This window comes from Pantoea sp. KPR_PJ, assembly GCF_041386365.1.
Classification (GTDB): Bacteria; Pseudomonadota; Gammaproteobacteria; order Enterobacterales; family Enterobacteriaceae; genus Pantoea.
On record NZ_JABMIK010000001.1, the window covers coordinates 852,757 to 879,752 of the forward strand.

The following is a 26,996-nucleotide window of genomic DNA, read 5'->3' on the forward strand; positions in this document are numbered from 1 at the left end:
GCCCTCAGTGACGAGAACCCCATCACAACATGAAAACCTCTATTGTTGCCAAACTGGAAGCGCTACAGGAGCGCCACGAAGAAGTGGAAGCAATGCTGGGCGATGCCAGCGTTATCGCCGATCAGGATCGCTTCCGCGCGCTTTCTCGCGAATATGCCCAGTTAACCGACGTGACCCAATGTTTCCGCGCGTGGCAGCAAACGCAGGAAGATATCGAAACCGCCCAGATGATGCTGGACGATGTCGAAATGCGCGAGATGGCGCAGGAAGAGCTACAGCAGGCGCGCGACCAGAGCGAGCGTCTGGAGCAGCAGCTTCAGGTTCTGCTGCTGCCTAAAGACCCCGATGATGAACGCGCCTGCTTCATTGAAGTACGCGCCGGAACCGGCGGCGATGAGGCGGCAATTTTTGCTGGCGACCTGTTTCGCATGTACAGCCGCTATGCCGAGGCGCGCCGCTGGCGCGTTGAGATTGTCAGCGCAAATGAGGGCGAGCACGGCGGCTATAAAGAAGTTATCGCGCGCGTGACCGGCGAGGGTGCCTATGGCCGACTGAAATTTGAATCGGGCGGGCATCGCGTACAGCGCGTGCCGGAAACCGAATCACAGGGGCGTATCCATACCTCCGCCTGTACCGTCGCGGTGATGCCAGAGCTGCCGGAAGCGGAGCTACCGGACATTAACCCGGCAGATCTGAAAATAGACACCTTCCGCTCCTCGGGTGCAGGCGGCCAGCACGTCAACACCACCGACTCCGCCATCCGTATTACCCACCTGCCAACCGGCATTGTAGTGGAGTGCCAGGATGAGCGTTCGCAGCACAAAAACAAAGCCAAAGCGCTGGCGGTGCTGGGCGCGCGCATTCACGCCGCAGAGATGGCAAAACGCCATGAGGCGGAAGCGAGCACGCGCCGCAACCTGCTGGGCAGCGGCGACCGATCTGATCGTATCCGTACTTATAACTTTCCTCAGGGCCGCGTCACCGATCACCGTATCAATCTGACGATCTATCGTCTTGATGAAACCATGGAAGGCAAACTCGACAACCTGATTGAGCCGATTGTGCAGGAGTATCAGGCCGATCAGCTGGCTGCGCTGGCTGGTCAGGAGTAATGGACGTTCGAGGCTGGCTAAAACAGGCTGTCGCAGCCCTGCAGGGGGGCGACAGCCCGAAGCGGGACGCAGAGATCCTGCTGGGCTTTATCACGGGCCGATCGCGCAGCTGGCTGGTGGCATTCGATGAAACGGAACTGCTGCCTGAGCAGCTGGCGCAGCTCGATGCGTTACTGATGCGTCGCGTGCGCGGCGAACCGATTGCCCATTTGACGGGTGAACGTGAGTTCTGGTCGCTGCCGCTGCGCGTCTCCGATGCCACGCTCATTCCGCGCCCTGATACCGAAGTTCTGGTCGAGCAGGCGCTGTTGCACCTGTCTGCTGCGCCGTCACGCATCCTCGATCTCGGTACGGGCACCGGCGCAATTGCGCTGGCGCTGGCGAGCGAACGAGCCGACTGTGAGGTTGTGGGGGTCGATCGCATTGAGGCCGCCGTGACGCTGGCGCAAAGCAACGCGGCGATCCTGGGTATCCGGAACACGACCTTCGTACTCAGCCACTGGTTCGAGGCGTTACCCGCCACGCCTTTTGAGATGATCGTCAGTAATCCTCCCTATATTGATGCGCGGGATCAGCACCTGTCACAGGGTGATGTACGCTTTGAACCCCTTAGCGCGCTGGTGGCCGAAGAGGCCGGGCTGGCAGATTTGCGTCTGCTGATCGCGCAGGCACCCGACTGGCTGACGCCGGGCGGCTGGCTGCTGCTGGAACATGGCTGGCAGCAGGACGCGCAGGTACGCGCGCTGATGCAACAGCAAGGTTTTCTTCAGGTTGCGACCGTAAATGACTATGGCGGCAATCCGCGCGTCACGCTCGGTCAGACCGCATTTTAACAGGACGTATCATGGCCGCTTATTATCCCCTTATTAAACAACTGCACCTGCTGACGGTCTTTATCAGCATCGCGCTTTTCATTGTGCGTTTTTACTGGCTGCGCAGTGGTTCGGCGCTGCTGCAGCGTCGCTGGGTACGCATTACGCCCCACGTTAATGACACCTTTTTACTGCTCAGCGGCGTGATGCTGGTGGTCATTACGCACTTTTACCCGTTCTCACCGCAAGGAAGCTGGCTGACGGAGAAGCTTTTAGGCGTTATTATCTACATCGCCTTAGGTTCCGTGGCATTGAGCCGTCGCCCGCGTACCAGCCGCACACGCTGGATCGCGTTTCTGGTTGCGCTGATCGCACTGGTAACGGTAATTAAGCTGGCGGTGACCAAAATGCCATTATTGGGGATAGTATGAGCTCCACCGAACAATTAGATTTTAGTCAGACACCGCTGTGTGAAGCGGTGATTGGTGCCACCCTGGCCATCCGCGCCGACTTTCCCGCGTCCTCTGTACAGGCGCAGCTGGCATCGATGGTGGCGGAAGCGCGTCACTACGTCAGCAGCGAACCGGACGCCGATCTACAGCTGGAGAAACTGCTGGAACTTTTCTATCGCCAGTGGGGGTTCGGCGGCGCGAGCGGCATCTATAACCTTTCAGATGCGCTATGGCTGGATAAAGTACTGAAAACCCGTCAGGGCACGGCGGTATCGCTGGGCGTGATTTTGCTGCATATCGCGCACGAACTCGATATTCCGTTGATGCCGGTGATTTTCCCGACCCAGCTCATTCTACGCGCTGACTGGATTGATGGCGACATGTGGCTAATCAATCCCTTCAACGGCGACTCGCTGGACACCCATACGCTGGAAGTATGGCTGAAAGGCAACATCAGCCCAACGGCGAAACTCTATGATGACGATCTGGAAGAGGCAAAAACCGTTAGCGTCATGCGCAAGATGCTCGACACCATGAAAGCCGCGCTGATGGAGGAAAAACAGATGGAGCTGGCGCTGGGCGTGAGCCAGGTTCTGTTGCAGATCGATCCCGATGACCCCTATGAGATCCGCGATCGCGGTTTGATCTATGCGCAGCTCGAGTGCGAGCACATTGCACTGAACGATCTGAACTATTTCGTTGAGCAGTGCCCGGAAGATCCGGTCAGCGAAATGATCAAAGTACAAATTCACGCAATTGAACAGAAACAGGTGACGCTGCACTAAGCGCACCATCAAGTTAAGGAAAGGGCATGACTCAGAAAGTCGTCACTATTGGTGACATCAAGGTCGCTAACGATCTGCCATTTGTGCTGTTTGGCGGCATGAACGTGCTGGAATCGCGCGATCTCGCCATGCGTATTTGTGAACACTACGTCAAGGTTACCGACAAGCTGGGTATCCCGTACGTGTTTAAAGCCTCCTTTGACAAGGCAAACCGCTCTTCCATTAAATCCTATCGTGGTCCAGGCCTGGAAGAGGGCATGAAAATTTTCCAGGAGCTGAAGCAGGCGTTCGGCGTCAAAATCATCACCGACGTGCACGAGGCAGCTCAGGCGCAGCCGGTTGCTGACGTGGTAGACGTTATCCAGCTTCCTGCCTTCCTGGCGCGTCAGACCGACCTGGTTGAGGCGATGGCGAAAACGGGCGCGGTGATTAACGTGAAGAAGCCGCAGTTTGTCAGCCCGGGTCAGATGGGCAATATCGTGGATAAGTTTGCAGAAGGCGGCAACGATAAGGTCATTTTGTGCGACCGCGGCAGTAACTTCGGTTACGACAATCTGGTCGTGGATATGCTCGGCTTTAACGTAATGAAGAAAGTCACCAACAACAGCCCGGTAATCTTTGACGTGACCCATGCGCTGCAGACGCGCGATCCGTTCGGCGCGGCCTCAGGCGGTCGTCGTGCGCAGGTCGGCGAGCTGGCGCGCGCCGGTATGGCGGTGGGCATTGCCGGTCTGTTTATTGAAGCACATCCGGATCCAGACCATGCAAAATGCGATGGCCCGTCAGCGCTGCCGCTCGATAAGCTGGAGCCATTCCTGGTGCAGATGAAAGCGATAGACGAGCTGGTGAAGAGCTTCCCGGAGCTGGATACCAGCCGCTAACCCCTGTGACAGGTGGCAAAATAAAAAAGAGCGACACGTCGCTCTTTTTTTTCGTCAAGGATTAAAGCATTACCGTCAACAGGTAGCCGGCGAAGATGGCGAGGTGCGCTGCACCGTTCAGCACGTTGGTACGCCCGGTTGAAAACGAGATATGACAGAGAATCAACGCCGCTGACATCATGACCATCTGCGGCGGCTCAAGACCAAATACCAGCTGCTGATCGGTTAGCGTAGCGATAATCGTAACGGCAGGGACGGTGAGTGAAATTGTGGCCAGCACTGAACCAAAAAACAGGTTCATCGCGCGCTGCACCTGATTCATCAGCACCGCCTTCAGCGCCCCCAGGCCTTCTGGCGACAGGATCAGCAGTGCCACCAGGAAACCGGTAAACTGCGCAGGCGCATTAAACTCAGACAGCAGATATTCCAGCGTGTTGGCGTTCATTTTGGTCACGCTGATCACCGCAATCAGATGCACAATCAGCCAGATGGTATGCCAGACACTGCTGTGCGCCGATGGTTTACCGTGGTGCGGATCGCCATCATCACTGTCATCTTCATGCTCGTAAACAAACAGACTCTGGTGCGTGCGGGTCTGAATCAGCAGGAAAACGCCATACATGGCCGCGGAAATCGCTGCAATCAGCAGCGCCTGCGTGGTAGAGAAGTTGCCGCCCGGCAGCGCGTTGGGAAAGACCAGCACCAGAATCGCCAGCGGGAAAATCGCAATCAGATACTGCTTTACCCCGGCGAGATTGACATATTGAGTGGCGAACTTACGGCCGCCGAGCAGCAGTGAAAATCCAACCAGACCGCCGGTGACTATCATGATGATGGAGTAGAGCGTATCGCGCATCAGAGCAGGCGCGGCGTCGCCGGTTGCCATCAGCGCGGAAATCAAACTCACTTCCAGGATCACCACCGATAAGCTCAGGATCAGCGAGCCGTAGGGTTCGCCAAGGCGGTGTGCCAGCACGTCGGCGTGACGCACCACGCTAAAGGCGCTGCTGAGGATCGCCACCAGTGCCAGCAGGTTGATGCCGATAACCGCAGGCAGGCTATTAGCACCGCCAAAGAAAAACAGCACGCCAAGCGCGGCGAGGGGGAGTATCAGCGTGAACTCTTTGTGACGTGTTTTTTCGTGTGTGGTCATTCACCATCCTCTTCAGAGAAAAAGCATCGGTGAAACCCAAACGGGGTTTCACAAAAGTGTAGAACTTTTATCGCATTAGAGAGTGTAACTTTTCACCACTCTCATAGTGAAAAATTTACTGCTTTTTACTTTTTAACCTGAAATGCTTTATATCCTTAAAAGCCGGGGTCAGGGTTAATTTGACAATGCTATTCAGCAGGTTAAAAAAATGGATTTATCAAATTAACAGCATTTCAGAAGGGATAAAACCGAAAATAACCTCTCTTTTTGCTGCCTTCATTGGCTTTTTCGATCTTCGATGAATGAAGTTCAGGGTTGTAAATTCTGTCTGTTACGCCAGGCTTACAGCTGGCTTATCACGCAGGAGAAAGTATGCCGTACAAAAATCGCGATGCGCTGCCGGATAGCGTCAGACATGTCCTGCCGCCGCATGCTCAGGAGATTTATCAGAAGGCGTTCAACAGCGCCTGGGAACAGTACAAGGATAAGGACGAGCGGCGAGGGGATGAATCTCGCGAAGAGGTGGCGCACAAGGTCGCCTGGTCAGCCGTAAAAAAAGAGTATGAAAAGGGTGACGACGACAAGTGGCATCCTAAAAAGTAATATCCCGCGACCGGGGCCAGCGCTGCTGGCCTCTGACCCTTCTTTTTTACTTTCCCGCCTTGCCTCAACCTTGAAAGCGCAGCGAAAAATGCATACTGTCGTTTTATGTTGCGGCTGAGAACGTTGCACAGAGATAAAATAAAGGACGCTTACTCGACAGGGTGTCAAAGATGTCAGGAGGTCGCGTTGTTAACCCGAGAATTTTTATTAAAAGCAGACTGCAAAACGTCCTTTGGCGATATTGAAGAATCGCTGCTCTGGAGCTGTGAGCAGCGAGCCGCCTCGCTTGCCGCGACGCTGGCCTGCCGTCCAGACCAGAGCCCGGTATGGATCTTTGGCTATGGATCGCTGATGTGGAACCCCATTTTTGAAGCGGATGAGGTTGCCTCCGGCACGCTGGAGGGATGGCACCGCGCCTTTTGCCTGCGTCTTATCGCCGGACGCGGCACGGCATCGCTGCCGGGACGGATGCTGGCGCTGAAAGAGGGGGGAACCACCAGCGGCCTGGCCTTTCGACTGCCGGAAGCGCGCCTGCATGAGGAGCTTGAACTGCTGTGGAAGCGCGAAATGATCACCGGCTGCTATCTGCCTACCTGGTGCGCGCTCACGCTGGAAGATGGCCGCAGCGTCACTGCGCTGGCGTTTATTATGGATCCGCGCCATCCCCTTTATGAATCCGATTCCTGTCCTGAGGCCATTGCGCCACTGATTGCTACAGCGAGCGGCCCGCTGGGCAGTAACGCGCAGTATCTTTTTTCGCTGGAGCAGGAGCTGGCGAAGCGCGGCATGGAGGAGGAGAATTTAAGCCGTCTGGCGCACCAGGTGCGTGCGCTACAGGCCGGAGCGCGCTGCGCGCAGGGCTGAAAAAAACCTGCGGCGTGGTCATCCACGCCGCAAACGGACATCAGTTGCCCGGGTTGAGCAGCCAGGTGCCCGGTTTATCAATGACCAGCGACTGCGCACGCATGCTGGAACCCGAATGCACCTCAATGCGATACTGGCCTGCCGCCAGATTCAGCGCGGCAAACCCGTTGCTGCCGGTTTTCACTTCCACTGGCTGGCCGTTGAGCACTACATTGGCTCCGTTTTCCAGTTTAAGGTAGACCGTTGCCAGCGCGGCAGGGGTGGTCACCGGCGGCGATGAGTCATTCGGCGCGTTCGCCACGGTTGCAGGCACGGCCTTTTGCGGCGCGGTGCTGTCTCTGTTTGCCAGCCAGACGACGGTCACCACCGCCAGCAGCGCCACGGCCGCCAGCGCCAACAGGCCAGGTGAGAGACGGCGCACGTTGCGCGGCGTGACCGGCTCTACGCTGGCCGAGGCGTGGTTTACCGCCATCACCACCGGCGAAGACGTGACAGCCTCCTCCTCTTCCACGGGTGCAGGCAGCGGCTCCGGTACGGTTTGCAATTGACTGACCACCGCTTCCACATCGCTGACCGGCAGATCGATCAGTGCGGCAAAGGCGTCTATCGATTGAGGACGATCGGCGGGTTTCATCGCCAGCGCACAGTCCACCGCATGCAGCAGCGGCAGCGAATAGCCTTCAGGCTTGCGCTCCACCAGCGGCTGGTAATTATCCTCAATGCAGCGCACCACGCTGACCGGGGGCGGGTTAGCGGTGATCAGGCTATGGAGCACGGCCCCCAGGGCATAAATATCGGTCCAGGGACCCTGTTCGTTCTCACCCTCTTCACTATACTGCTCAATCGGCGCGAAGCCCGGCTTCAGCATAATCTCGGTTTCGTCCGACAGATTGCCAATCTCTTTACGCGCTGAACCAAAGTCGAGCAGCACCGGCAGTTGATTCTCCTGAATCTGGATATTATCCAGCGAGATGTCGCGATGCAGATAGCCCGCCTGATGAATGGTATTAATCGCGCCAAATAGCGGCGGCAGCAGGCGACGGATCCAGGCTTCATTCACACACTCAGGCGTGGTGATCTGCCACTCTTTTAGCGTCATGCCGCTGTAGTAGAGCGTGCCCATATAAGCAGTGCCGTTCTGCTCCCAGAAGCGCAACACATGCAGCAAACCGGGATGATTGAAGCGTGCCAGCAAACGCGCTTCCTGAATAAAGCTGTTCAGGCCTGCGTTAAACAGCTTCTGGTAGCGTTCGCCGCGCAGCTCCAGTGACAAATCTTCTGCACGTACCGCCAGCGAAACCGGCATATATTCTTTGATGGCGATGGTGCGTTCAAGCTGATGATCCCAGGCACGATAGACAATGCCAAAACCGCCGCCGCCGATAACTTCCTTGATTTCAAACTCGTTAAAACGGTATCCCGCCGGGAGCGCGTTGGGTACCGCCTTTTGATTATCATTTGCCGACATAGTGAACTCTCTGAACACCGCCTGGCGACCAGGCTGCGCGGTAATTAATTGATGTTACGCCACGCACCGATCGCCGGGTCAACCAAATCGGCGTGCAGGGTGTCGATCAGTAACACATTCACTTTTTGCTGTGGCATAAACTGTGGTCCCCAAAGACCACGCAACGTTTCCACTCGCGATTTCACAGCGTCAGGATCCTGCTGCGCCTTGTTTTTATCCATTTTCACCAGCAGCGCGCCGTTAAAGCGCCAGACGTGGCTGGTCTCATCAAAAGGCAGTACCAGCCAGCTCTCCGCAGCATCGGTGCGTGCCAGGATCATGCGCTCTTTGCTGACCGAAATCGCTTCAAGCGGAGCACCGGCAGTCGTCAGATTGGCCACCGGATAGCCCTGCAGGAAGGAAACCGTTAAAGGCGTCGTGGTTCCCTTATTCGCCAGTGCTAGCTGGCTTTTGCCTTCCAGCCAGCCGTCGTGGGGGCACTGGGCTTTCGCGCCGTCCGGAATAAACAGCGACGGACCCTCGGCATCCCACGCGGTGCGGAAACGGCAGCCGCCGGGCAGGTCAAAGTGCTGTAGCGGCGCGGTGCTGACTGGGCGAGAGAGATCCAGTGGGGCGGCGTTGGCTGCGCTGGCGCTGGCCGTGGCATCGGCCATCACAATGGGACGCCAGTTTTGCAGTTTAGTGGCGCTGCCGCTGGCGAGAACGCTGCCCTCTTTACTGGTCATCTGCCAGGGCAACACATCCAGCGTACCGCACTGGTTCGCCAGCAGCGTGCCGACGCGCGGTAAAAAAGTGGTCAGTACGGCAGAATCGGTGCTTTTGCCCGATACGATGCGCAACGGCAGCGTCTCTTTGCACCAGTCATCAGGCGCTTTGCTTTTGACGTTATCGATAAAAACTTCCAGCGCCAGACTGGGTGAATAAACCACGCGATAATCCTCGGCCTGAGCGCCGAAGGCAATGAGCAAGGTGGCAATGCCAGACAACCACAATTTCATAAGGATCCTTGGTATCAGTAGCGGGGAGGCAAAAAGCGTGCCGAATCCGCCGCAGAATAGAGCAATGTGGCGTCCTGTGGTTCGCCGACCCATACGGAAAGCGCGCTGAGATTATCCTTTTTCACATTGCTGCTCACCGCTTTTTCCATCAGCGCAAGCCACTCTTCACAGGCGTTAACCATGCGCAGCGCCTGTTCCATCTCTTTGGTGGTCAGATTGAGCCAAAAGCCGTCGGTGCAGACCAGAAAGGCATCGCCATCTTCCAGCATCAGCTCGGCAGAAAAGGTCACCGGACGTGCCGGTTCTGCACCGAGCGCATTATAGAGTAAATTACTGTTAATGCCGGTATTTTCATAGCCTGCATCTTTCAGCTGCTGCGCCAGACTGTGATCGCGTGTCACTTCAAACAGCGTGCCGTGGCGAAAGTGATAAACCCGGCTGTCGCCCGCGTGCGCCCACCAGGCGCGCTGCTGCGAGCGATCGATAAACAGCGCGGCCAGCGTTGTGCTCATGCGCGCGTAAGCGGGGTCCATACGCTGCGCCTGATGCAGCACCGCACGGCAGCGTTCAATCGCCGCATGGGTATTCGCTGGCGTCAGCCGGGTCTGTTCATGCAGTTCGGCCAGCAGGGTGTCGCGCACCAGCTGCGCCGCCCGCTCGCCACCGGGCAAACCCGCCACGCCGTCGCAGACCAGAAAACAGGCTTTATTCTCATCAATTTCCGCACCCGTGCGGTCCTGATTCTCATCACGCAGCCCCTGCTGGCAGCGGCTGGCAAACACAATCTTCATGCTTCATCCGCCCGGGTCTGGGAATCTTTATATTGATTCACTTCAACATCGTAGGCGTGAAGAAAGGCCTCGCCAAACAGGGTGTGGAAATCGTCTTCGATTTCGCCCGCGGTGCGCTGATAGTTACGCATAAAATAGTCCCAGAGCGCTGCTTTACGGGCAGAGGAGAACGGGAGTTTCGGCAGCGCGCCTTCGCTACGCGCCTGTTCTTCCAGTCGCTGCGGATTAAATGACTGCAGCATGGCAGCGATAATGGCGCGAATGCCGGCAATCATCCCCAGCTGGTGCGCCTGCAGATCAACCAGCGCGTCGCGCACCGCCTGTTCGGGTGGCATAAAGCCCGGCATCTGGCTCTGATACATTTGCATCAGGACGGTTTTACCGGAAGGCAGGATTTTGAACGGGTTGTTCGCCTCATTCAGGATCATGGTCATATCCGCTTTTACGCCGCGCTTGAGGATCTGGCGCGAAGAGAGTAGCGCCACGGTACCCTGTGAGAACAGGCTCAGCATTCGACCCGTGACGCGCATCTGCTCTTCGTCAACGGGCGTAGCGTGGCCGTTATTCAGTCCCATGCCCTCCAGCAGAGCGGCGATAAGCTTCTCCTGATCGGCCAGGGCGGCCCCCGCCGGACGAGGCGATTCACTCTTTTGCGGATCGATAGCCAGTCGGGCATCGCTATGGCGCGACGAAGAAGGGGGCGTCGGCATCGCGCTTTGCGCAGGTTCGGTTGCCAGCAGGCCCAGCAGGTCGTGCTGTTCCTGCGCCCCGTCCAGAAACAGCGCCAGCGGATCGTCTTTTGCCGCATCGGCACGGGCAGGATCGGCTACCGCAAGCTGATAGTCTCCAATTTGCAGCGCATCGCCATGCTGAAGCTGAACCTGCACTCCCCGCGCCAGGGTCATGCCGTTATGCACCACCGACGTCACGCTCCCCTGATTAGTCAGGCGGCAGTCGCCATCGGCAGAAAGATGTACCAGCGCCTGCAAACGCGAAATCGCGCGCGATTCATCCGGCAGAACCAGATCGTTATCCTGGCTACGGCCAATGGTGCCGCCGGGCGGCTGAAACGCCACGGTTTTTACCGGAACATCCGTATTGCACTGCACAATGGTAAATTGCATGAGTCATCCCGTGTCTGAGGGGCAAACGTAAGACCGTTATTCGAACATTGGCGGATAGAGGCCATTACGTCCCGGCTGAGTACCTGCCGCCGGGTTAAAAAGTAGAGAAAACAGTTGCGCCGTCAGGTTGCCGCTGTGTTTATGGGTCGCGTGGGGAAACCCGTCACAGCGGTTGGTCCACCAGTAGCTGATATGCTGCTGGGGATCGAAACGGTCTGCCGCTTCACGCCAGCTCAGCGTGCAGGGCAGATCGCTGAAGCCAATCACATCCATGATATCGGATTGCTGCTTCTCCGGCACCAGCAGCGGCGGCAGCATCTGTATCTGTTGTTCGAGCTGCCCGGCGCTGACCTGCACCCTGACCGCCTGCCAGAGTGTGGCACCTAAATCCTGAAACCAGTCGCCTGAAATAGCCAGCTGTGCCGGGTGCCACTGGCTGAGAGGGAAGGTACGCAGCGCCAGTAGCGGCCAGGCACGGCCGACGCGATCGCACGACGGCATCAGGCAGCCCATCTGCACCTGCTGGACACCTGGCGTCACCGGCAACACAAAGTTCCATACCGGGGCCTGGATAAACCAGCTGGTTGCCGCCTGCTCCTGATTGTGCCACTGCATTAGCCCCTGCTGAAACCAGTGGTTCCAGGGCGCAATATGCTTCTCACTTAACCGGTAGCGCAAAAAGTCGCCGGTTGAGGGCAGCTTCCCGTACCAGCCGGGTGCAACGGTCGCAGCCATACTCACCTCATTCCTCGCTGTGCGCGGTCAGTGGCGGTGCATCGGCTGTGGGCGTGACGGCCAGTGCACGGCTTTCACGACCGGCATTTTTAAGATTTTCCGCAAGTTTGCGCATCATTAGCGCGTTGTCGCGCGCATAAGGCGAAGACTGAATTTGTTGATCCAGCAGCTGGCTAAGATGCCAGTCAAGCTGCTGAAGATCGCGCGCGCTCACGTTTTCCGGCAGCGAGCGCTGTAAGTTTTGCAGCAGCCAGGCGCGCAGAAATTCACCATCATAATTGCGCGGCTGGTAAAGCATCTGATAGGCGCGCAGTGCATTGCGGCTGTATTCATTATCGTCGCCCTTATCGTTACGCAGCAGGTTAGTGATCTGCTGAGCCACGCGGGGTAACAGTAAAGACTTTAACGCATTTTGATAAAGCGCCCAGGCGGCATCGCTGACCTGGGTTCCACGGTAGAGTCCAGCGCGCATCGTAACAGGCGGTTTATCAAGTGAAAAGTGGTCGGAGAGCGGCAGCTTGACCAGATTATTTAAAAACGGAAGCAGGTCAAAAATATTATCGGCTGGCTGATGGATCACCTGCTGGCTCTGAGTGACGATGGCGGGCACCCGCTCTGCCACCTGACTGAGATAGCGCTGGTTCTGGAAGAAGCTGATCAGCCAGAGACTGGCGGCAATCGCCAGCGCGCCCGCCAGTACGCCATAGCCAATCCAGTGGAACAGCTGATTGCGATACTCCCAGCGACGGTTACTGCCCGCCAGACCGCTTTCGCGAAAGACAAGATCGCTAAGCAGATCGCGGATGAAGAAGCTCTGGCCTTTATTGCCGGGGATCGGGCTGTTGCGGTTGACGCTGTCCCAGGCGGCGATGGTCTGGCCGCTTGCCTGCGGCAGCTGTAGCTTGCGGCTCAGCTCGCCCATGATGCGGTCAAAGGGCAGCCCTTCCTGGGTCCCGCTGGTAAAGAAAAGCCCGCGAGCGCTCCAGGCTACGGCCTCCTGCTGGCTGGAAAAGACCACATCGAGATACTCATTCAGCAGCGGGCGCAGCGAGGCGAACTCTTGCGGGAAAAGGAAACAGTCGGCGCGCTGATTGAGATCGCGCTCCTGTGCCATCTTATGGCCAAGCTGCTGCTGAAGCTGCTGCTCCAGTCGGTGAAACTGCTGATTAAAACTGCGATGCCATTCATCCTTGTGCGACTTACTGGGTTCCCAGGGAAAGGTAAAGCCCCAGACGGCGTCGCGCTGACGCTTCTCCAGCGCACCGAAGTAGCCCATAAACCCTTTCAGCAGGTCGGTTTTGGTTACCATCACATAGACCGGGAAGTGAATGCCGGTTTGCTGGTGTAGCTCGCTCATGCGGCTGCGCATGGCGCTTGCCTGAGCAAAACGGGTTTCGGCCGATTCGCTCAGCAGATCGGCAACGCTGAGCGTCATGATGACGCCGTTAATGGGCTGGCGTGTACGATAGCGCTTCAGCAGGTTAATAAAGCTCTGCCACTCGCCCGCATCACGGGTGCGCTGACTCTCTTGCAGGGTGTAGCGGCCAGCCGTATCAATCAGCACCGCCCGATCGGTAAACCACCAGTCGCAGTGGCGTGTTCCGCCAACGCCACGAATCGCCGTTTTGCCAACGCTGTCGGTCAGGGGAAAATCAAGACCGGCGTTAAGCAGTGCGGTGGTTTTGCCCGCGCCAGGCGCGCCCATCACCAGATACCACGGTAGCTGATAGAGATAGTGAGACTGAAAGCGTGCCGGCCAGCGGCTGTGGCTGTTGCGGCTGAAAGGGGTACGTTTCAGCTGCATGACCGCTTCGCTAAAGCGCTGGGTCAACAGCTCCTCGGTCGCCTGGCGATCGGAGAGATCTTCGGCGCTACTCTGCTGCAGAGTATTCAGTAGCTTGCTGTTAAACCAGGCGTGATAGAGCGACGGAATAAACTGGAACAGAATCCAGACAAAAAACAGCAGGCCGACCGTCAGCTGGCGCGGCAGCTCAGGCTCCAGAGGACGGGTCTCTCCCCAGCTCCAGAAAGGGCCAAGGATCCAGATCAAACAGCTCAACGCCGTGACGCCGATAAAACTCCACAGCAGGCGATGAGTCAGAACAGACGGTAAGGATGCGCGCATCACTGGGCTCCCTGATGATTACTGAGCGTTTCCGGCGCAGCGAACAGCGTGATTTCAACACGGCGATTGCGGGTTCGGTTTTCGCTGCTGTCATTGGGCAGTAGCGGGTCGCTGTCGCCGCGGCCTTCAGAACGAATGGCATGGCCTTCGGCAAACTGGGTTTGCAGTAGCTGTGTGACCGCGCGGGCACGGGCAAAAGAGAATTCGTAGCTGGAGGCGAAACGGCTGTTGTCGACCGGGCGATCGTCGGTAAAGACCGAAACCAGGACCGAACCTTTGACGTTTTTCATGGCCGTCGCCACACGCGCCAGCAGCGCCCGGCCTACGGGATTGATGGCGGTGCCCTGTTCAGCAAATAATTTATCCGCCGGAATGATGACCTTGCTGCCAAAGGCGCCGTCACTGACCTCAAGCTGCCCGGCGGCAATGACGTCGCTCAGACGCTGGCGCAGATCGAGCAGCGCCTGGGGCGAAGAGGGGCGACGACCAACGGTGATCTGTGGCAGGGGAGTCTGATAGATCGCGCGCAGCAGCGGCTCGGCATCGTTGCCCAGCCGCCAGTTCAGCGCGCTGTATAGCAGGCAGGCGATCAGCGCCGCCACCGTGGCGCAGGCCCAGAGCGGGATCATGGGACGTGAGATAGTGCTGACCAGCGGATGCACCTCCACCAGCGGTTTCGGATCTCCGCTGCGCGGGGCGCGCGTGTCATCAATCAGTTTTGCCAGACGCTTGCGGATGGCATCACACTGAACGCGGCCGCTGTCACTCCCGCGATAGCGGCCTTCGTAGCCGAGTAGCAAGCAGTAGTGCACCACTTCCAGCAGCCAGAGGTGCTGGGCCGGACTTTGCGAGATACGGGAAAGCAGCTGGAAAAATTTTTCGCCACCCCAGCTCTCATTGTGGAACGTCACCAGCATACCATTGCCAGACCAGACGCCGCGCGTGCCCCAGGGCGTTTGCGCGGCGGCCTCATCCAGTGCGCTGCACAGGCAGTAGCGCGCGCCGATGATCATCTCAAACGGCAGCCCGGCCTGTTTGCAGCGCTGTTCAAACAGGCGGATTTCATCGATCAGCGACTGGCGCAGGCCTGCGGGATCGTCATGCGTCACCGCCTGTCGCAGCTGCACGACGGCATTGAGCAGCGGGGCAGCAGCCTGCAATAAAAGATTATCGTTGCCCGAGGCGTTAACCTCAGAGGCCTGCGATTCTTGAGTCATTAACGGGAATTCTTCCAGACAAGAACAAATCCCCGAGTGGCGAACTCAGGGATTACAAACAGGCAATATGCGCCGAATTTCATTATCAGTCTAAGATCCAGGTCGCGGTATCGTTGGTGCGGCACGCCTTGCTGGCACCGCCGACATCGACACAGACCTGCTTATTTTTTCCACGCGGACGAGGGCGGTCGCTGCGTAACGTCGCGTCATAGCGACTGCTTTCTACACCCGCTTTCAGCGGGACATAGCCAGTCAGGGGGCCATCAGGCTGGTCGGCAATCGCCAGCCAGTGATTTTCGACGCTTCCCAGCACTTCAAACGATTTACCGTTTTCCAGATAACGCACAACTTTGCCGCCATAGTCTGGCGTAGTCATGACCGAGGCGGCATAGAGCGCGCGCCAGGTCTGATTAATCGGCGTGAACTCGGCAGGCGCGGCAACCGCATGACGATGAACTAACTTAACGCCATTGACTTCGCTGGTTACCAGCGTGTCATCAGTGACAGGTGGCGGCGGGGCTTTACAGCCCGCCAGGGTCAATGTCGCCAGCAGTATCAACGTAAGACTCTTTTTCACCATGTTCCTCGATTTCATCAGAGTAACTGCATAATACGCCGCCAGCGTCATTTCCGTGACGACCTGCGTGCAACATCATGCCTTCACCGCATCAGCTAAAAAAACCAGAAAAATTACATCAGCATAGTATGGCGTTAAGTCTACCTAAGACTTTTGAGATTTCAAACCATTGCGCCACTGTCAAAGCCATGCTAGAGGCTCCAGAACCGGGCGCGTTAAAAGGCTGATAAACGCCGTCATCAGTTACAGTTAAAGCAAACTTATTAATGGGTCGCATAAGCGGATATATTCCGGTGCAGGCTATTCTGTCATGCGTTAATGCGAATGGGGAATTATTAAATATTTTTAATTACTTTTGCCTGAAACGTGCTTTTTAACCGGGTTGTCCATGCTCTATTTTTCAGAATATCCGCGTGATAGCAATCGCATTTGAGGCTTCAGGGGGGGCATAGTTTTTGCTTGTGCACTGAAAACAAGGATGGTCAGAAAACCCTTCCCCGGCAATCTGGCGGTAGATCGATCTCTTAGCCTGGTGACAGAGGCCGATACTCAACGGCTGCGCCATGCCACAGGGAGCGCAGCCAGTTCGACAGAGCAGGCAAGGTGCAGGGCGTGAGGCGGCAGACGCCCGCCGAGCTGAACAGGCTCACCGCTGCTGGCGTGCAAAGAGGAGGCGGCTGAGGCCGCTGCGCCTGCGCAGTAGTCACCATCGCTGAGGTACGCTTTTACCGGGAGATGCACACCCTCTGTGCGTTATCTGCGCAAGGTGCGTCAGTAAGGTGCATCTGACTGGCCGGAAAAGACCCTGCGGCCCGCCGCCGCTGTAATTCTGTCCTGGCACAAGACTTGCTCTTCTGAAAAGGCATTTGCATTGCGTTCGCCCGCGGTGGCGGAACAGTGTTTTGGATAAAGGCGTCCGTCCTCATGCGCAAGCATGCTGGCAGGACGCCTTTTTTTACGGGCGGTGCGCAGGCGGTCAACGATAAGTCAGATTCCGGCGCTATAGCCCGGCGCAAACCGTGTGGCAAGCGGTGGGACTGGCTCATACCGCCCGCCGCTGCGCCTGCGACAGCGGGGCGACCAGTACCTTTACCCCCAGCGCCTCAAAGGCGGCGATCTGCGCCGCGCTGATACCGTCGTCCGTAATGAGGTAGTGGATATGGCTCCAGTCGCAGGGCAGGGCGAACATCGATACTTTGTCAATTTTGCTGGAGTCCGCCACCACATAGACCGTGCTGGCGGAGTTGATCATCGCCATTTTCACCTTGATATCGGTTTCGCTGGGAAAGCTCAGCCCCAGACGCGGTGAGATGCAGGCGGTGGCAAGAAACAACTTCTCTGCCAGCACGTTTTCAAAAAAGTTGGCTGCTTTTTCGCCGGAGGTTGAGAGCGTCGGGAACTTGAAGGTGCCGCCAGTGAGCAAAATATTGATGCCGGGTTCACCGCCCAGCTTTAGCGCGATATTCACGCCCGTGGTGACCACGGAGAGACGGCGAATATGACCAATCGCTTCAGCAATGGCTGTGGTTGTGGTGCCTGAATCGAAAATCACCGTGTCACCGTTTTCGATATGCTGCGCCGCCAGTCGGCCAATCGCCTCTTTCTCGTCCAGATGCGTCTGGCGCTCCAGCAGCAGTGCACCGGTATTTTGTTTACCGGTCATTAGCGTTGCTCCGCCGTGATAGCGCTGCACAAGCCCCTGCTTTTGCAGCATTCTCAGGTCGGTACGGATGGTCGCTTCTGTCAGGCCAAAGGCTTCAGTCAGCGCTTTTACCGTCACCGTCCCATCCTCGCGGATCATCTCCAGAATTTTTTCGCGGCGCTGCTGCATATCAGCAAGCTGCTCTGTTTTGCTTTTCAATCGAAATGCTTCCTCTTTTTATCCACGGCCGATTCCGGCGAAGTGACGCCTGAGGCTGAGTTTACCCCGCTGTTTTAATGAATGCGAGGTGAGGGGACGGGGTTTTTGTTTTCGAACGAAAATGTATGGTGCGCATGGTATTGAACGTGCTGAGGCCATTCAGCCGCTTTGTCCATGCACCTTTTCAGCAATACTCCCGTTTTTATGCGAAAACAAGGGGATAAAAATTATTTTCACGAGGTGTATGAAATTTGATCTCACCCACATACCATTGCGTTTCGATAGCTTATATTTTTGTTCGAAAATGAATATTGCTGCCGTACTCGGTGAAAAACCTTTTTAACGGGACCGGCCGTCCGTCACCTGACAGGAGAAGAAGAATGAGCAGTGAATATGATGTCAATTTGCGCTACGGCGTCGACAGCAGCCAGAACCTGGACGGCAAAGTCGCGGTCGTAACCGGCGGGCTGGGCGGCATTGCGATGGCGAGCAACGAGATGTTGCTGGCAAAAGGCGCGCGGCTGGCGCTGCTCTATCCTCCTTTCGAAGCGGACAAAGTGACCAGCCTGCGTGAAACCTTCGACGCGGCGAGCGTGCAGTTTGTCCAGTGTGACGTCACCGATCCCGGTTCGGTAGCGCGGGCATTTGACGAAGTCGTGGGCCACTACGGTCAGATCGATATTCTGGTTAACTGCGCCGGTTACGTCATGCTCCAGCCGGTACTCGACACCGACTTTGCTGAATGGCAGAAGCAGATCGCCGTCAATCTGACCGGGCCTTTTCTCTGTTCACAGGTTGCGGGCAGGCACATGGTGGCAGCAGGTAAAGGCGGCAAAATTATCAATATCGCCTCACAGGCTGCTTCAGTCGCTATCGACAACCACGTGGCCTACACCTCTGCCAAAGCGGGCCTGCTGGGCATGACGAAAGTAATGGCAAAAGAGTTTGCGCCACACCGCATCAACGTTAACACCCTGTCACCCACCGTGGTACTGACGCCGATGGGCGAAAAAGCCTGGCGCGGCGAAAAGGGTGAACAGATGAAAAAGCTTATCCCACTGGGACGCTTCGCCTATACCGACGAGATTGCCGCCGCAGTGCTGTTTTTCGCCAGTAACGGCAGCGACATGATCACCGGAGCCGATCTGATGATCGATGGTGGTTTCACCATCTGGTAAGACAACACCACGCCCTCCAGCGTCACGACCCTACGTATAAAAGAGAGAACATCACCATGAAAATCCGCTCCCTGCTCTGCACCGCGATTGCCGCCAGCCTCTTCTCCAGCGCCGCCTTTGCGGCAGAGAAAGGCACCATCATGATCCTCGTTAACTCACTGGATAACCCCTATTACGCCTCAGAAGCCAAAGGGGCCAGCCTCAAGGCGCAGGCGCTGGGCTACAAAACCACGGTGCTGTCGCACGGTGAGGACGTGAAAAAACAGAGCGAGCTGATCGATGCCGCCATTGGTAAAAAAGTACAGGGCATCATTCTTGATAACGCCGACTCTACCGCCAGCGTTGCCGCCATCAAAAAGGCCAAAGATGCCGGTATCCCGGTGGTACTGATTAACCGTGAAATTCCGGTGGATGACGTGGCGCTGGAGCAGATTACCCATAACAACTTCCAGGCCGGTTCCGATGTGGCCAGCGTCTTTGTGGAAAAAATGGGTGAAAAGGGTAAATACGCTGAACTGACCTGTAACCTTGCGGACAACAACTGCGTGACGCGCTCTAAATCGTTTCACCAGGTGCTGGATCAGTACCCTGATATGCAGAGCGTAGCGCGTCAGGATGCCAAAGGTACGCTAATCGATGGCAAGCGCATTATGGACAGCATTCTGCAGGCGCACCCGGATGTGAAAGGGGTGATCTGCGGCAACGGTCCGGTGGCGCTGGGCGCGATTGCTGCCCTGAAGGCGGCAGGACGTGATGACGTCATCGTAGTGGGTATCGACGGCAGCAATGACGAACGGGAGGCGGTGAAGGCTGGCACGCTAAAAGCGACGGTGATGCTGCAGGCCCAGGCCATCGCTGCGCAGGGCGTTACCGACCTGGATAATTTTATTCAGAAAGGCACCCGGCCAGCAAAACAGCGCGTGATGTTCCGCGGCATTTTGATTACGCCGGAGAACGCCAGCGGCGTACAGGATTTCAACTTTAAGTCGTAATCAACCGCAGCGACGCCTGCCTGTCGCGGGCGTCAGGAGAAACCGATGGACAGACGACTCTGGCTTCTGCTTCCTCTGATTGTGCTCAGCGGTTGCCGCATTGTGTCGCAGCAGGAGCTGGCCAACCTGAAAAATCCGCCTAACCCTAAAATGGCCAATATTGCACAGACCTGGCAGCAGCAGCTGGTGCCTCAGGTGGAGCATGACGCAAAGCCTGCGGCTGAACTGCTGAAGGCGTTTCAGTCGGCGAAGGATTTTGACAGCGCCTGCACCGCACTGGGCTACCGCAGTCAGGCGGAAAATCCCTGCATTTTCAGCGTCAGCATTCGCGGAGAAGTCACGGCGGTCAACACCACCTCACGCAATGGCCGCATGACGGTTAAAGCAGCCTCTGGCGACAACATCACGGTGCAGATCGGCCCCATTATTCCCGGTACCGCGCTGCGTGACGCTTTCAAAGGCGCAAGCTATCAGGACTTTAACGATCAGGTGCTGTTTGGCGACTACGGCCGCGCCATCAATCAGCAGGCCTCCGACATGATGGCGGCGTTTAAACCGAAAGTGGGCGACAAGGTGCAGCTGTCGGGCGTCTTCACCAGCTGGGAGGTGCCGCAGCAGATCCCAAACGTGACGCCTGTTGCTATTACGCGGCAGTAAGGAGCGGCTATGCAGAGTTCCCAGTCCGATACCCTCAGTGACGTTATTATCGAAACGCGCAACCTGTCGCGCCTCTATCCTGGCGTTACTGCGCTGGATCAGGTCAATTACCGCGTTTACCGAAACAGGGTCAATGTCTTGATCGGTGAAAACGGTGCGGGCAAATCCACCATGATGAAGATGCTGGCTGGCGTGGAGACGCCGTCCGGCGGCGAGATCCTGCTTGATGGCCAGCCTGTCTCGCTCTCCTCCACCTATCAGGCGGAAAAGCAGGGCATCAGCATCATCTTTCAGGAGCTGAACCTGTTTCCCAACATGAATGTGATGGACAACATCTTTATCGCCAATGAGTTCTTTCAGCGCGGGGTGATCAACGAGAAATACCAGTATGCGCTGGCGAAATCCCTGCTTGAGCGACTGGAGCTGGATGTCGATCCCTATGCGCCGCTCGGCGAACTGGGCATCGGCCACCAGCAGCTGGTGGAGATTGCGCGGGCGCTCTCCAAGGATACGCGCGTGCTGATTATGGATGAGCCGACCAGTGCGCTCAGCCAGTCAGAAGTAAAGGTGCTGTTCAACGTTATCGAGCAGCTAAAGCGGCGCGGCGTCACCATTATCTATATTTCGCACCGTCTGGAAGAGCTGATGGAGATTGGCGACCACATCACCATTTTCCGCGACGGCCGCTTTATCAGCGAGCGCGACGTGCGCGACGCCAGCGTGCCCTGGATTATTGAGCAAATGGTGGGTGACAAGAAAAAACACTTTGACTATCAGGCTGCGCCGCAGGGCGAAACGGTGCTGGAGGTGAAGGGCCTGACGGCGCTGCATCAGAACGGTGGCTACCGTCTCAATGACGTGACCTTCTCGCTGCGCAAAGGCGAGGTGATCGGTATCTACGGCCTGCTGGGTGCCGGGCGCACCGAACTGTTTAAGGGGCTGATCGGCCTGATGCCCTGCCAGTCGGGCCGGGTACAGCTGGCGGGCCAGGCGCTTGAGCGGTGCAGTTTTCAGCAGCGGCTGAAGCGCGGCATCACGCTGGTGCCTGAGGATCGGCAGGGGGAAGGCGTAGTGCAGCTGATGTCGGTCACCGCCAACATGACGCTGACCGATCTCAGCGTGCGCGGATTTCGTCGCGCGCTGCGCCTGCTGCATCCGGCAAAAGAGAAGCAGCGCGTGGATGAGATGATCCAGCATCTGGCGATCAAGGTCAGCGATGCGGAGCTGCCCGTTACCTCGCTGAGCGGCGGTAACCAGCAGAAGGTGGTGCTGGGCAAAGCGCTGATGACCGGGCCAAAGGTGGTGCTGCTGGATGAGCCGACGCGCGGTATTGACGTAGGAGCGAAAACCGACGTCTATCACCTGATTGGCAGTCTGGCGCAGCAGGGGCTGGCGGTGATGTTTTCCTCATCGGAGCTTGATGAGGTAATGGCGCTGGCGGACCGCGTGCTGGTGATGGCCGACGGGCGTATTACCGCTGATTTAACCCGCGCCGAGGCCACACGCGAGAAACTGATTACGGCCTCGACGCCGCATGACTAAGCCGCCAGTTTTACTGGCATGACGGGCATGTGTTCTCGCCCGCGGGAGAGATGATGAACCAAAAATACCTGCTCTATATGTACCTGCTCAAGGCGAGAACCTTTATCGCGCTGCTAATCGTGATCGGTTTCTTTAGCGTGATGGTGCCGAACTTTCTGACGCCGTCGAACCTGCTGATCATGACGCAGCACGTGGCCATTACCGGACTACTGGCGATTGGCATGACGCTGGTGATCCTCACCGGTGGCATTGACCTGTCGGTGGGGGCGGTGGCGGGGATCTGCGGCATGGTGGCGGGCGCGCTGCTCACCAGCGGCGTGCCGCTGTGGAACGGCAATATTCTGTTTCTTAACGTGCCGGAGGTTATCTTCGTGGTGGCGCTGTTTGGCGTGGTAATCGGCCTGATTAACGGCACGGTGATCACCCGTCTCGGCGTGGCCCCTTTTATCTGTACGCTTGGCATGATGTACGTGGCGCGCGGCGCGGCGCTGCTGTTTAACGACGGCAGTACCTACGCTAACCTGGTCGGCCTGCCTGCGCTGGGCAATACCGGTTTCGCCTTTCTCGGCTCCGGCACGCTGCTGGGCGTCTATCTTCCCATCTGGCTGATGGTCGGTTTTCTGCTGCTCGGACTCTATCTGACGCGCAAAACCCCACTTGGGCGCTATATCTATGCCGCAGGCGGTAACGAGCCCGCCGCGCGGCTGGCGGGCGTGCCCATCATGAAGGTAAAAATCTTCGTGTACGCCTTCTCCGGGCTGTGCGCCGGGCTGGTTGGCCTGATTGTGGCGTCGCAACTGCAAACCGCGCACCCGATGACCGGCAATATGTTTGAGATGGATGCTATCGGGGCAACGGTGCTGGGCGGCACGGCACTGGCGGGCGGGCGTGGCCGCGTCTCCGGCTCCATCATCGGGGCGTTTGTCATTGTCTTCCTTGCCGACGGCATGGTGATGATGGGCGTCAGCGATTTCTGGCAGATGGTGATCAAAGGGCTGGTGATTGTTACTGCCGTCGTGATTGACCAGTTCCAGCAACGCCTGCAAAGCAAAGTGGTCATGCTGCGTCGTCATGAAAAAAAGCAGCAGACAACATCGGTATCTGAAGTCAGTCATGGATAAGCGGAGGAGAACATGACGCATGATTTTCAAGGGCAAACCGTGGTGATTACCGGTGCCTGTCGCGGAATTGGCGCGGGCATTGCGCAACGCTTCGCGCGTGACGGCGCTAACCTGGTGATGGTCTCTAATGCCGAGCGGGTGTTTGACACCGCCGAGGCGCTCAGCACAACCTATGGCAGCGATATTCTGGCCTTGCAGGCAGACGTAACGGATGAGGAGGCGGTGCAAAAGCTCTACCAGCAGGCGTTTGAGCGCTTTGGCCGCATCGATGTCTCTATCCAGAACGCTGGCGTCATCACCATTGATCGATTTGACGCGATGCCCAGGGCGGACTTTGAGAAAGTGCTGGCGGTGAATACCACCGGCGTCTGGCTCTGCTGCCGCGAAGCGGCAAAGTATATGGTAAAGCAGATGCGCGGCAGCCTGATCAATACCTCATCGGGCCAGGGGCGTCAGGGCTTTATTTATACGCCGCACTATGCGGCGAGCAAGATGGGCGTCATCGGTATCACGCAAAGCCTGGCGCTGGAGCTGGCACCTGCCCATATTACCGTTAACGCTTTCTGTCCCGGCATCATTGAAAGTGAAATGTGGGATTACAACGATCGCGTCTGGGGTGAGATCCTCAGCACCGGGGAGAAAAAATATGGCAAGGGCGAGCTAATGGCGGAGTGGGTAGAGAACATTCCCCTGAAGCGTGCCGGTCAGCCAGAGGATGTGGCCGGTCTGGTGGCTTTCCTGGCCTCTGAGGATGCTCGCTATATTACCGGGCAGACCATTAACGTGGATGGCGGCCTGATCTTCTCCTGATGCGCTGTCAGGCCGGGTAAGCGGTCCGCTTATCCGGCTTTTATCCTGACGAACGCCTTTCTGGTTCTCTCTTTTTCTACAAAATGACGACCATGTGTTAAGGTTAATCTATACGTTTTGTGAGACAGATCTCGTTCATGAACTGAGAAAACCGTTAAGTCGCTATGCTTTTTCTTCGCGTTACCCGTCTTTATACCCTCCCCGGGCTGGTCGCTGCGGCGATCCTCTCTGCTGTGCCTGTGGCGCAGGCATTCAGTGATATGTCGTCAGTGTCGGACGCGCCTTTTGACGATCCGGCACGTTTTCAGCAGCAGCTTGAGACGCTGCCGTCGCTGGGTAATCCAGCTGACAGCGATGAGTGGAATAAACGCCTGGCGAGCATCGCTAAAAGTATTGGTGAAGCCAGCCAGAACGCGGACAGTTCCACCACCTTTGGGCAGCAGGCGGGCGTCTGGGCGTTTAACCATTTTCGCGACGAGGTTGCCAGCCGTGTGCAAAGTGAAGGGCAGTCGCTGCTCTCTCCCTGGGGCAACGCGCAGCTCGACTTAATGGTCGATATGCAGGGCAATTTTACCGGCACCGGTGGCGATCTGTTCAGCACGCTGGCGGACGAGCAGAGTCATCTGACCTTTAGCCAACTGGGCATCCGTGATACCAGCGACGGGCTGGTGGGAAATGTTGGGCTGGGGCAGCGCTGGGTAACACCGGCGTGGCTGCTGGGCTATAACGCCTTTCTCGATCGAAACTTTGCTATTGGTCAACAGCGTGCCTCGCTGGGGACGGAAGCCTGGAATGAGAACCTGCGTTTTTCCGCCAACTATTATCATCCCCTGAGCGGCTGGAAGAACAGCGGCGAGACACAGCAGCAGCGCATGGCACGCGGGTATGACATCACCACGCAGAGCTATTTGCCCTTTTACCGACAGCTGGGCGTTTCGCTGAGCTGGGAGCAGTATCTGGGCAATAATGTCGATCTGTTCCACAGCGGCAACCGTTATCACAACCCTTCAGCGCTGTCGCTCGGCGTCTCCTATACCCCGGTGCCGCTGGTGACGCTCTCTGCCACCCATAAAACCAGCAGTGCAGGGGAAACCCAGGATCAGCTGGGCCTCAAACTCAATTACCGCTTTGGCGTCGCGCTGAGCAAACAGCTGGATGCGGGCAATGTGGCTGAAGCGCGCTCGCTGCGGGGCAGCCGCTACGATCGCGTGACGCGTTCAGAGACCCCGGTGCTGAATTTCCGTCAGCGTAAAACGCTGTCAGTATTTCTCGCCACGCCCCCGTGGCAGCTGACGCCGGGTGAAAGTCTGCCGCTGAAGCTGCAAATTCGCCACAGTAACCCCATTAAAGCGGTGAGCTGGCAGGGAGATACTCAGGCGCTGAGCCTGACGCCGCCCGCCGACAATAACCAGCCGCAGGGCTGGAGCCTGATTATGCCCGCCTGGGATGACTCACCGGGAGCCAGTAACGAATATCATCTGTCGGTGACGCTGGAAGATGAAAAGCAGCAGCGCGTCACCTCAAACTGGATTACCCTGAAGGTACAGCCACCAATAGCGGTGGATACAGGAGAGGCGTCAGACCGCTTTAACATTATGCAGCCCTGATGCGTTATTAAAGGAACGTTTGACTGACCTGTGCCAGCATCAACGCTATCCGCCTGGCGCTTTTTCAGTAGAAGGATGAGTAAATGAAAATGCCCTGTCTTGCCATAAGTTCTCTTTTATTGTGCGGCTGCGTGGACCTGGGCCACGTTACGCGCCATCCTGAAACCACGACCGGCTATTTGTCAGGCCATCGAGACGCCATCGAGCAGTGTCTGGAAGGGGTGGCGGCTGAACAGCGACTCCTGCTGGAAGCGGACGATCCGCTGCCCGGCGGCGTCGATCGGTTTAACCTGTTAAACCCGCAGTCAGAGGTGGTGGCATGGGTAGAGGTGGCAAAATTTAGCCAGCGGCAGACCAGCGTGCAGTTCTATTATGCCCCCGACGATCCCCACCTCAGCCGCGCCGTGGCGACAATGATTGCCCAGTGTGATAATCCATAAAGTTCGCGTGACAATGGGGTCATAGCCTTGTCCGGGCAGGGGCGGTAAATTGTGACAATTGTCACAATTTACCGCTGGAAAGCGTGACAGGAAAGCGGCAGAATCGCCGCAAAATCCCTTGTCACTTGCACATCATGATCGTTCGTCCCCATCGCCATTGGTTCGTTCGTTTGTTCGCCTGGCACGGCTCAGTGCTGCCTGCTATTTCATTTCGCTTGTTTCTCAATTTGCTGATGTCGCTGCTCGCGCTCTGGCTGCTCAACTGGTACGAGACGCTGGGCATTAAGCTGACGCTGGCACCCTTTAGTCTGCTAGGTGTCTCAATCGCGGTGTTTCTCGGCTTTCGCAACAGCGTCTGCTTTGCGCGTTTCAGCGAGGCGCGCCACTTCTTCGGCGCACTACTTATCGCCTGCCGCACGCTACAGCGCCAGGTACTGGCGCTGTTTCCCGAAGAGGCACCCCGCGTCCAGGCGCTGCTGCTGGCGTTTTGCTACAGCCTGAAGCATCAGCTGCGCCGCAGCGATGCCGGTGCCGACCTTCAGCGCCTGCTGGGTGACGAGAGCAGGTGGGTGCTGTCGCGCCGCTCGCCCACGAATATGCTGCATTTACAGCTGTCGCACTGGCTGGCGGATCAGCGCCGTCAGGGCAAAATCAGTGATGTTATGTGGGGAAGTATTGATGAGAGCCTCAACCAGCTGGCGGCCGTGCTCGGCGGTTGTGAACGGCTGGCCAGTATGCCGGTGCCGTTCGCCTATGGCCTGCTGTTGCACCGTACCGTCTATCTCTTTTGTACGCTGCTGCCGTTCGCGCTGGCGCCCGATCTGCACTATATGACACCACTGGTTTCGATGTTTATCTCCTACACCTTTCTGTCGCTGGATACGCTGGCAGAAGAGCTGGAGATGCCCTTTGGCTATCTGAATAATCATCTGCCAATGGATGCGATTTGCACCAATATTGAAATCAGCCTGCGTGAGATGGCGGGTGAAGAGGAGACGCTGCCCACACCGCTGCGTGCGGACGCGTGGTATCGTCTGACCTGAAGCCGCGGGCTGACTGAAAAAGGCCGCTTGCGCGGCCTTCAGTGACCC

Annotated in this window: 26 protein-coding genes; 16 read left to right on the top strand and 10 right to left on the bottom strand. The window is 57.3% G+C overall.

What is annotated here, in order from left to right:
- The first annotated feature begins 29 nt into the window (after window positions 1-29).
- The 5 genes from prfA to kdsA are packed head-to-tail and all read left to right on the top strand — an operon-like array spanning window position 30 to window position 4,042.
- Complete coding sequence (gene prfA, locus HP564_RS04060) at window positions 30-1,112, top strand: peptide chain release factor 1 (RefSeq protein WP_371240395.1); 1,083 nt, start codon at window positions 30-32, stop codon at window positions 1,110-1,112.
- A complete protein-coding gene (gene prmC, locus HP564_RS04065) occupies window positions 1,112-1,945 on the top strand; it encodes a peptide chain release factor N(5)-glutamine methyltransferase (protein WP_371240397.1) in 834 nt (277 codons plus the stop codon). The genes prfA and prmC overlap by 1 nt, the downstream gene beginning before the upstream one ends.
- A gap of 11 nt (window positions 1,946-1,956) precedes the next feature.
- Window positions 1,957-2,355 carry a SirB2 family protein gene (locus tag HP564_RS04070; protein ID WP_371240399.1) on the top strand — a complete coding sequence of 133 codons (399 nt, stop codon included), beginning with the start codon at window positions 1,957-1,959 and terminating at the stop codon, window positions 2,353-2,355.
- Window positions 2,352-3,161, top strand: coding sequence for an invasion regulator SirB1 (sirB1, locus tag HP564_RS04075; protein WP_371240401.1), 810 nt, complete (start codon window positions 2,352-2,354; stop codon window positions 3,159-3,161). The genes HP564_RS04070 and sirB1 overlap by 4 nt, the downstream gene beginning before the upstream one ends.
- Before the next feature lie 26 nt (window positions 3,162-3,187).
- Window positions 3,188-4,042 (top strand): 3-deoxy-8-phosphooctulonate synthase, encoded by an 855-nt coding sequence (gene kdsA / locus HP564_RS04080; RefSeq protein ID WP_371240403.1) that lies wholly within the window; start codon window positions 3,188-3,190, stop codon window positions 4,040-4,042.
- Between the two features lie 61 nt (window positions 4,043-4,103).
- Here the strand turns inward: kdsA and chaA are convergent, their stop codons facing one another.
- Window positions 4,104-5,195, bottom strand: coding sequence for a sodium-potassium/proton antiporter ChaA (gene chaA, locus HP564_RS04085; RefSeq protein WP_371240405.1), 1,092 nt, complete (start codon window positions 5,193-5,195; stop codon window positions 4,104-4,106).
- A 372-nt stretch (window positions 5,196-5,567) separates the two neighbouring features.
- On the opposite strand from chaA, the gene chaB reads away from it, so the two are divergent.
- Together chaB and HP564_RS04095 are read left to right on the top strand one after the other, a co-directional pair.
- Complete coding sequence (gene chaB / locus HP564_RS04090) at window positions 5,568-5,798, top strand: putative cation transport regulator ChaB (RefSeq protein ID WP_371240407.1); 231 nt, start codon at window positions 5,568-5,570, stop codon at window positions 5,796-5,798.
- A gap of 186 nt (window positions 5,799-5,984) precedes the next feature.
- Window positions 5,985-6,662 (top strand): gamma-glutamylcyclotransferase, encoded by a 678-nt coding sequence (locus tag HP564_RS04095; protein ID WP_371240409.1) that lies wholly within the window; start codon window positions 5,985-5,987, stop codon window positions 6,660-6,662.
- 40 nt (window positions 6,663-6,702) lie between these two features.
- Here HP564_RS04095 and HP564_RS04100 read toward each other — a convergent pair whose 3' ends face one another.
- The 9 genes from HP564_RS04100 to HP564_RS04140 all read right to left on the bottom strand — a co-directional run bounded on the left by HP564_RS04100 (window position 6,703) and on the right by HP564_RS04140 (window position 17,558).
- Window positions 6,703-8,130, bottom strand: a complete 1,428-nt coding sequence (locus tag HP564_RS04100; RefSeq protein WP_371240411.1) for a serine/threonine protein kinase — start codon at window positions 8,128-8,130, stop codon at window positions 6,703-6,705.
- A 44-nt stretch (window positions 8,131-8,174) separates the two neighbouring features.
- Window positions 8,175-9,128, bottom strand: coding sequence for a hypothetical protein (locus tag HP564_RS04105; RefSeq protein WP_371240413.1), 954 nt, complete (start codon window positions 9,126-9,128; stop codon window positions 8,175-8,177).
- A gap of 14 nt (window positions 9,129-9,142) precedes the next feature.
- Window positions 9,143-9,919 carry a PP2C family serine/threonine-protein phosphatase gene (locus tag HP564_RS04110; RefSeq protein ID WP_371240415.1) on the bottom strand — a complete coding sequence of 259 codons (777 nt, stop codon included), beginning with the start codon at window positions 9,917-9,919 and terminating at the stop codon, window positions 9,143-9,145.
- On the bottom strand, window positions 9,916-11,043 hold the full coding sequence (gene tagH, locus HP564_RS04115) for a type VI secretion system-associated FHA domain protein TagH (protein ID WP_371240417.1): 1,128 nt from the start codon (window positions 11,041-11,043) through the stop codon (window positions 9,916-9,918). The genes HP564_RS04110 and tagH overlap by 4 nt, the downstream gene beginning before the upstream one ends.
- Before the next feature lie 36 nt (window positions 11,044-11,079).
- Window positions 11,080-11,778, bottom strand: a complete 699-nt coding sequence (gene tagF, locus HP564_RS04120; RefSeq protein WP_371240418.1) for a type VI secretion system-associated protein TagF — start codon at window positions 11,776-11,778, stop codon at window positions 11,080-11,082.
- A gap of 7 nt (window positions 11,779-11,785) precedes the next feature.
- Entirely contained in the window at window positions 11,786-13,903 is a 2,118-nt protein-coding gene (gene tssM / locus HP564_RS04125) for a type VI secretion system membrane subunit TssM (RefSeq protein WP_371240420.1), read from the bottom strand.
- Window positions 13,903-15,120 carry a type IVB secretion system protein IcmH/DotU gene (icmH, locus tag HP564_RS04130; RefSeq protein ID WP_371240422.1) on the bottom strand — a complete coding sequence of 406 codons (1,218 nt, stop codon included), beginning with the start codon at window positions 15,118-15,120 and terminating at the stop codon, window positions 13,903-13,905. Before icmH ends, tssM begins: the two co-directional genes overlap by 1 nt.
- A gap of 85 nt (window positions 15,121-15,205) precedes the next feature.
- Window positions 15,206-15,700, bottom strand: a complete 495-nt coding sequence (locus HP564_RS04135; protein ID WP_371240682.1) for an SH3 domain-containing protein — start codon at window positions 15,698-15,700, stop codon at window positions 15,206-15,208.
- Window positions 15,701-16,739: 1,039 nt separating this feature from the next.
- Window positions 16,740-17,558 (bottom strand): DeoR/GlpR family DNA-binding transcription regulator, encoded by an 819-nt coding sequence (locus tag HP564_RS04140; protein ID WP_371240424.1) that lies wholly within the window; start codon window positions 17,556-17,558, stop codon window positions 16,740-16,742.
- Window positions 17,559-17,938: 380 nt separating this feature from the next.
- Here HP564_RS04140 and HP564_RS04145 point away from each other — a divergent pair, with 380 nt between their 5' ends.
- From HP564_RS04145 to HP564_RS04185, 9 genes are all read left to right on the top strand, one after another.
- The gene (locus HP564_RS04145; RefSeq protein WP_371240426.1) at window positions 17,939-18,736 is read left to right on the top strand and encodes a GolD/DthD family dehydrogenase; all 798 of its coding nucleotides are present in this window, start codon (window positions 17,939-17,941) and stop codon (window positions 18,734-18,736) included.
- Between the two features lie 56 nt (window positions 18,737-18,792).
- Window positions 18,793-19,728 (top strand): D-ribose ABC transporter substrate-binding protein, encoded by a 936-nt coding sequence (locus HP564_RS04150; RefSeq protein WP_371240428.1) that lies wholly within the window; start codon window positions 18,793-18,795, stop codon window positions 19,726-19,728.
- 45 nt (window positions 19,729-19,773) lie between these two features.
- Window positions 19,774-20,385 (top strand): DUF2291 family protein, encoded by a 612-nt coding sequence (locus HP564_RS04155; RefSeq protein ID WP_371240430.1) that lies wholly within the window; start codon window positions 19,774-19,776, stop codon window positions 20,383-20,385.
- 9 nt (window positions 20,386-20,394) lie between these two features.
- Window positions 20,395-21,927 (top strand): sugar ABC transporter ATP-binding protein, encoded by a 1,533-nt coding sequence (locus HP564_RS04160; RefSeq protein ID WP_371240432.1) that lies wholly within the window; start codon window positions 20,395-20,397, stop codon window positions 21,925-21,927.
- 53 nt (window positions 21,928-21,980) lie between these two features.
- Complete coding sequence (locus tag HP564_RS04165) at window positions 21,981-23,048, top strand: ABC transporter permease (protein ID WP_371240434.1); 1,068 nt, start codon at window positions 21,981-21,983, stop codon at window positions 23,046-23,048.
- A 12-nt stretch (window positions 23,049-23,060) separates the two neighbouring features.
- On the top strand, window positions 23,061-23,858 hold the full coding sequence (locus tag HP564_RS04170) for an SDR family oxidoreductase (RefSeq protein WP_371240436.1): 798 nt from the start codon (window positions 23,061-23,063) through the stop codon (window positions 23,856-23,858).
- Between the two features lie 260 nt (window positions 23,859-24,118).
- Complete coding sequence (locus tag HP564_RS04175; protein WP_371240684.1) at window positions 24,119-25,465, top strand: YchO/YchP family invasin; 1,347 nt, start codon at window positions 24,119-24,121, stop codon at window positions 25,463-25,465.
- An 83-nt stretch (window positions 25,466-25,548) separates the two neighbouring features.
- Complete coding sequence (locus tag HP564_RS04180; protein ID WP_371240438.1) at window positions 25,549-25,905, top strand: hypothetical protein; 357 nt, start codon at window positions 25,549-25,551, stop codon at window positions 25,903-25,905.
- Window positions 25,906-26,039: 134 nt separating this feature from the next.
- Window positions 26,040-26,948 (top strand): bestrophin family protein, encoded by a 909-nt coding sequence (locus tag HP564_RS04185; RefSeq protein ID WP_371240440.1) that lies wholly within the window; start codon window positions 26,040-26,042, stop codon window positions 26,946-26,948.
- The last annotated feature ends 48 nt before the right edge of the window (window positions 26,949-26,996 follow it).

Bases quoted from the DNA above. Each gene is read 5' to 3' on its own strand.
- chaB (WP_371240407.1), top strand. From the start codon at position 5,568: ATGCCGTACAAAAATCGCGATGCGCTGCCGGATAGCGTCAGACATGTC.
- HP564_RS04150 (WP_371240428.1), top strand. From the start codon at position 18,793: ATGAAAATCCGCTCCCTGCTCTGCACCGCGATTGCCGCCAGCCTCTTC.
- HP564_RS04105 (WP_371240413.1), bottom strand. From the start codon at position 9,128: ATGAAATTGTGGTTGTCTGGCATTGCCACCTTGCTCATTGCCTTCGGC.
- kdsA (WP_371240403.1), top strand. From the start codon at position 3,188: ATGACTCAGAAAGTCGTCACTATTGGTGACATCAAGGTCGCTAACGAT.
- tagF (WP_371240418.1), bottom strand. From the start codon at position 11,778: ATGGCTGCGACCGTTGCACCCGGCTGGTACGGGAAGCTGCCCTCAACC.
- HP564_RS04155 (WP_371240430.1), top strand. From the start codon at position 19,774: ATGGACAGACGACTCTGGCTTCTGCTTCCTCTGATTGTGCTCAGCGGT.
- sirB1 (WP_371240401.1), top strand. From the start codon at position 2,352: ATGAGCTCCACCGAACAATTAGATTTTAGTCAGACACCGCTGTGTGAA.
- prmC (WP_371240397.1), top strand. From the start codon at position 1,112: ATGGACGTTCGAGGCTGGCTAAAACAGGCTGTCGCAGCCCTGCAGGGG.
- HP564_RS04180 (WP_371240438.1), top strand. From the start codon at position 25,549: ATGAAAATGCCCTGTCTTGCCATAAGTTCTCTTTTATTGTGCGGCTGC.
- HP564_RS04165 (WP_371240434.1), top strand. From the start codon at position 21,981: ATGAACCAAAAATACCTGCTCTATATGTACCTGCTCAAGGCGAGAACC.
- HP564_RS04185 (WP_371240440.1), top strand. From the start codon at position 26,040: ATGATCGTTCGTCCCCATCGCCATTGGTTCGTTCGTTTGTTCGCCTGG.
- HP564_RS04110 (WP_371240415.1), bottom strand. From the start codon at position 9,919: ATGAAGATTGTGTTTGCCAGCCGCTGCCAGCAGGGGCTGCGTGATGAG.
- tagH (WP_371240417.1), bottom strand. From the start codon at position 11,043: ATGCAATTTACCATTGTGCAGTGCAATACGGATGTTCCGGTAAAAACC.
- icmH (WP_371240422.1), bottom strand. From the start codon at position 15,120: ATGACTCAAGAATCGCAGGCCTCTGAGGTTAACGCCTCGGGCAACGAT.
- chaA (WP_371240405.1), bottom strand. From the start codon at position 5,195: ATGACCACACACGAAAAAACACGTCACAAAGAGTTCACGCTGATACTC.
- HP564_RS04160 (WP_371240432.1), top strand. From the start codon at position 20,395: ATGCAGAGTTCCCAGTCCGATACCCTCAGTGACGTTATTATCGAAACG.
- HP564_RS04145 (WP_371240426.1), top strand. From the start codon at position 17,939: ATGAGCAGTGAATATGATGTCAATTTGCGCTACGGCGTCGACAGCAGC.
- HP564_RS04170 (WP_371240436.1), top strand. From the start codon at position 23,061: ATGACGCATGATTTTCAAGGGCAAACCGTGGTGATTACCGGTGCCTGT.
- prfA (WP_371240395.1), top strand. From the start codon at position 30: ATGAAAACCTCTATTGTTGCCAAACTGGAAGCGCTACAGGAGCGCCAC.
- tssM (WP_371240420.1), bottom strand. From the start codon at position 13,903: ATGCGCGCATCCTTACCGTCTGTTCTGACTCATCGCCTGCTGTGGAGT.
- HP564_RS04100 (WP_371240411.1), bottom strand. From the start codon at position 8,130: ATGTCGGCAAATGATAATCAAAAGGCGGTACCCAACGCGCTCCCGGCG.
- HP564_RS04135 (WP_371240682.1), bottom strand. From the start codon at position 15,700: ATGGTGAAAAAGAGTCTTACGTTGATACTGCTGGCGACATTGACCCTG.
- HP564_RS04175 (WP_371240684.1), top strand. From the start codon at position 24,119: ATGTCGTCAGTGTCGGACGCGCCTTTTGACGATCCGGCACGTTTTCAG.
- HP564_RS04070 (WP_371240399.1), top strand. From the start codon at position 1,957: ATGGCCGCTTATTATCCCCTTATTAAACAACTGCACCTGCTGACGGTC.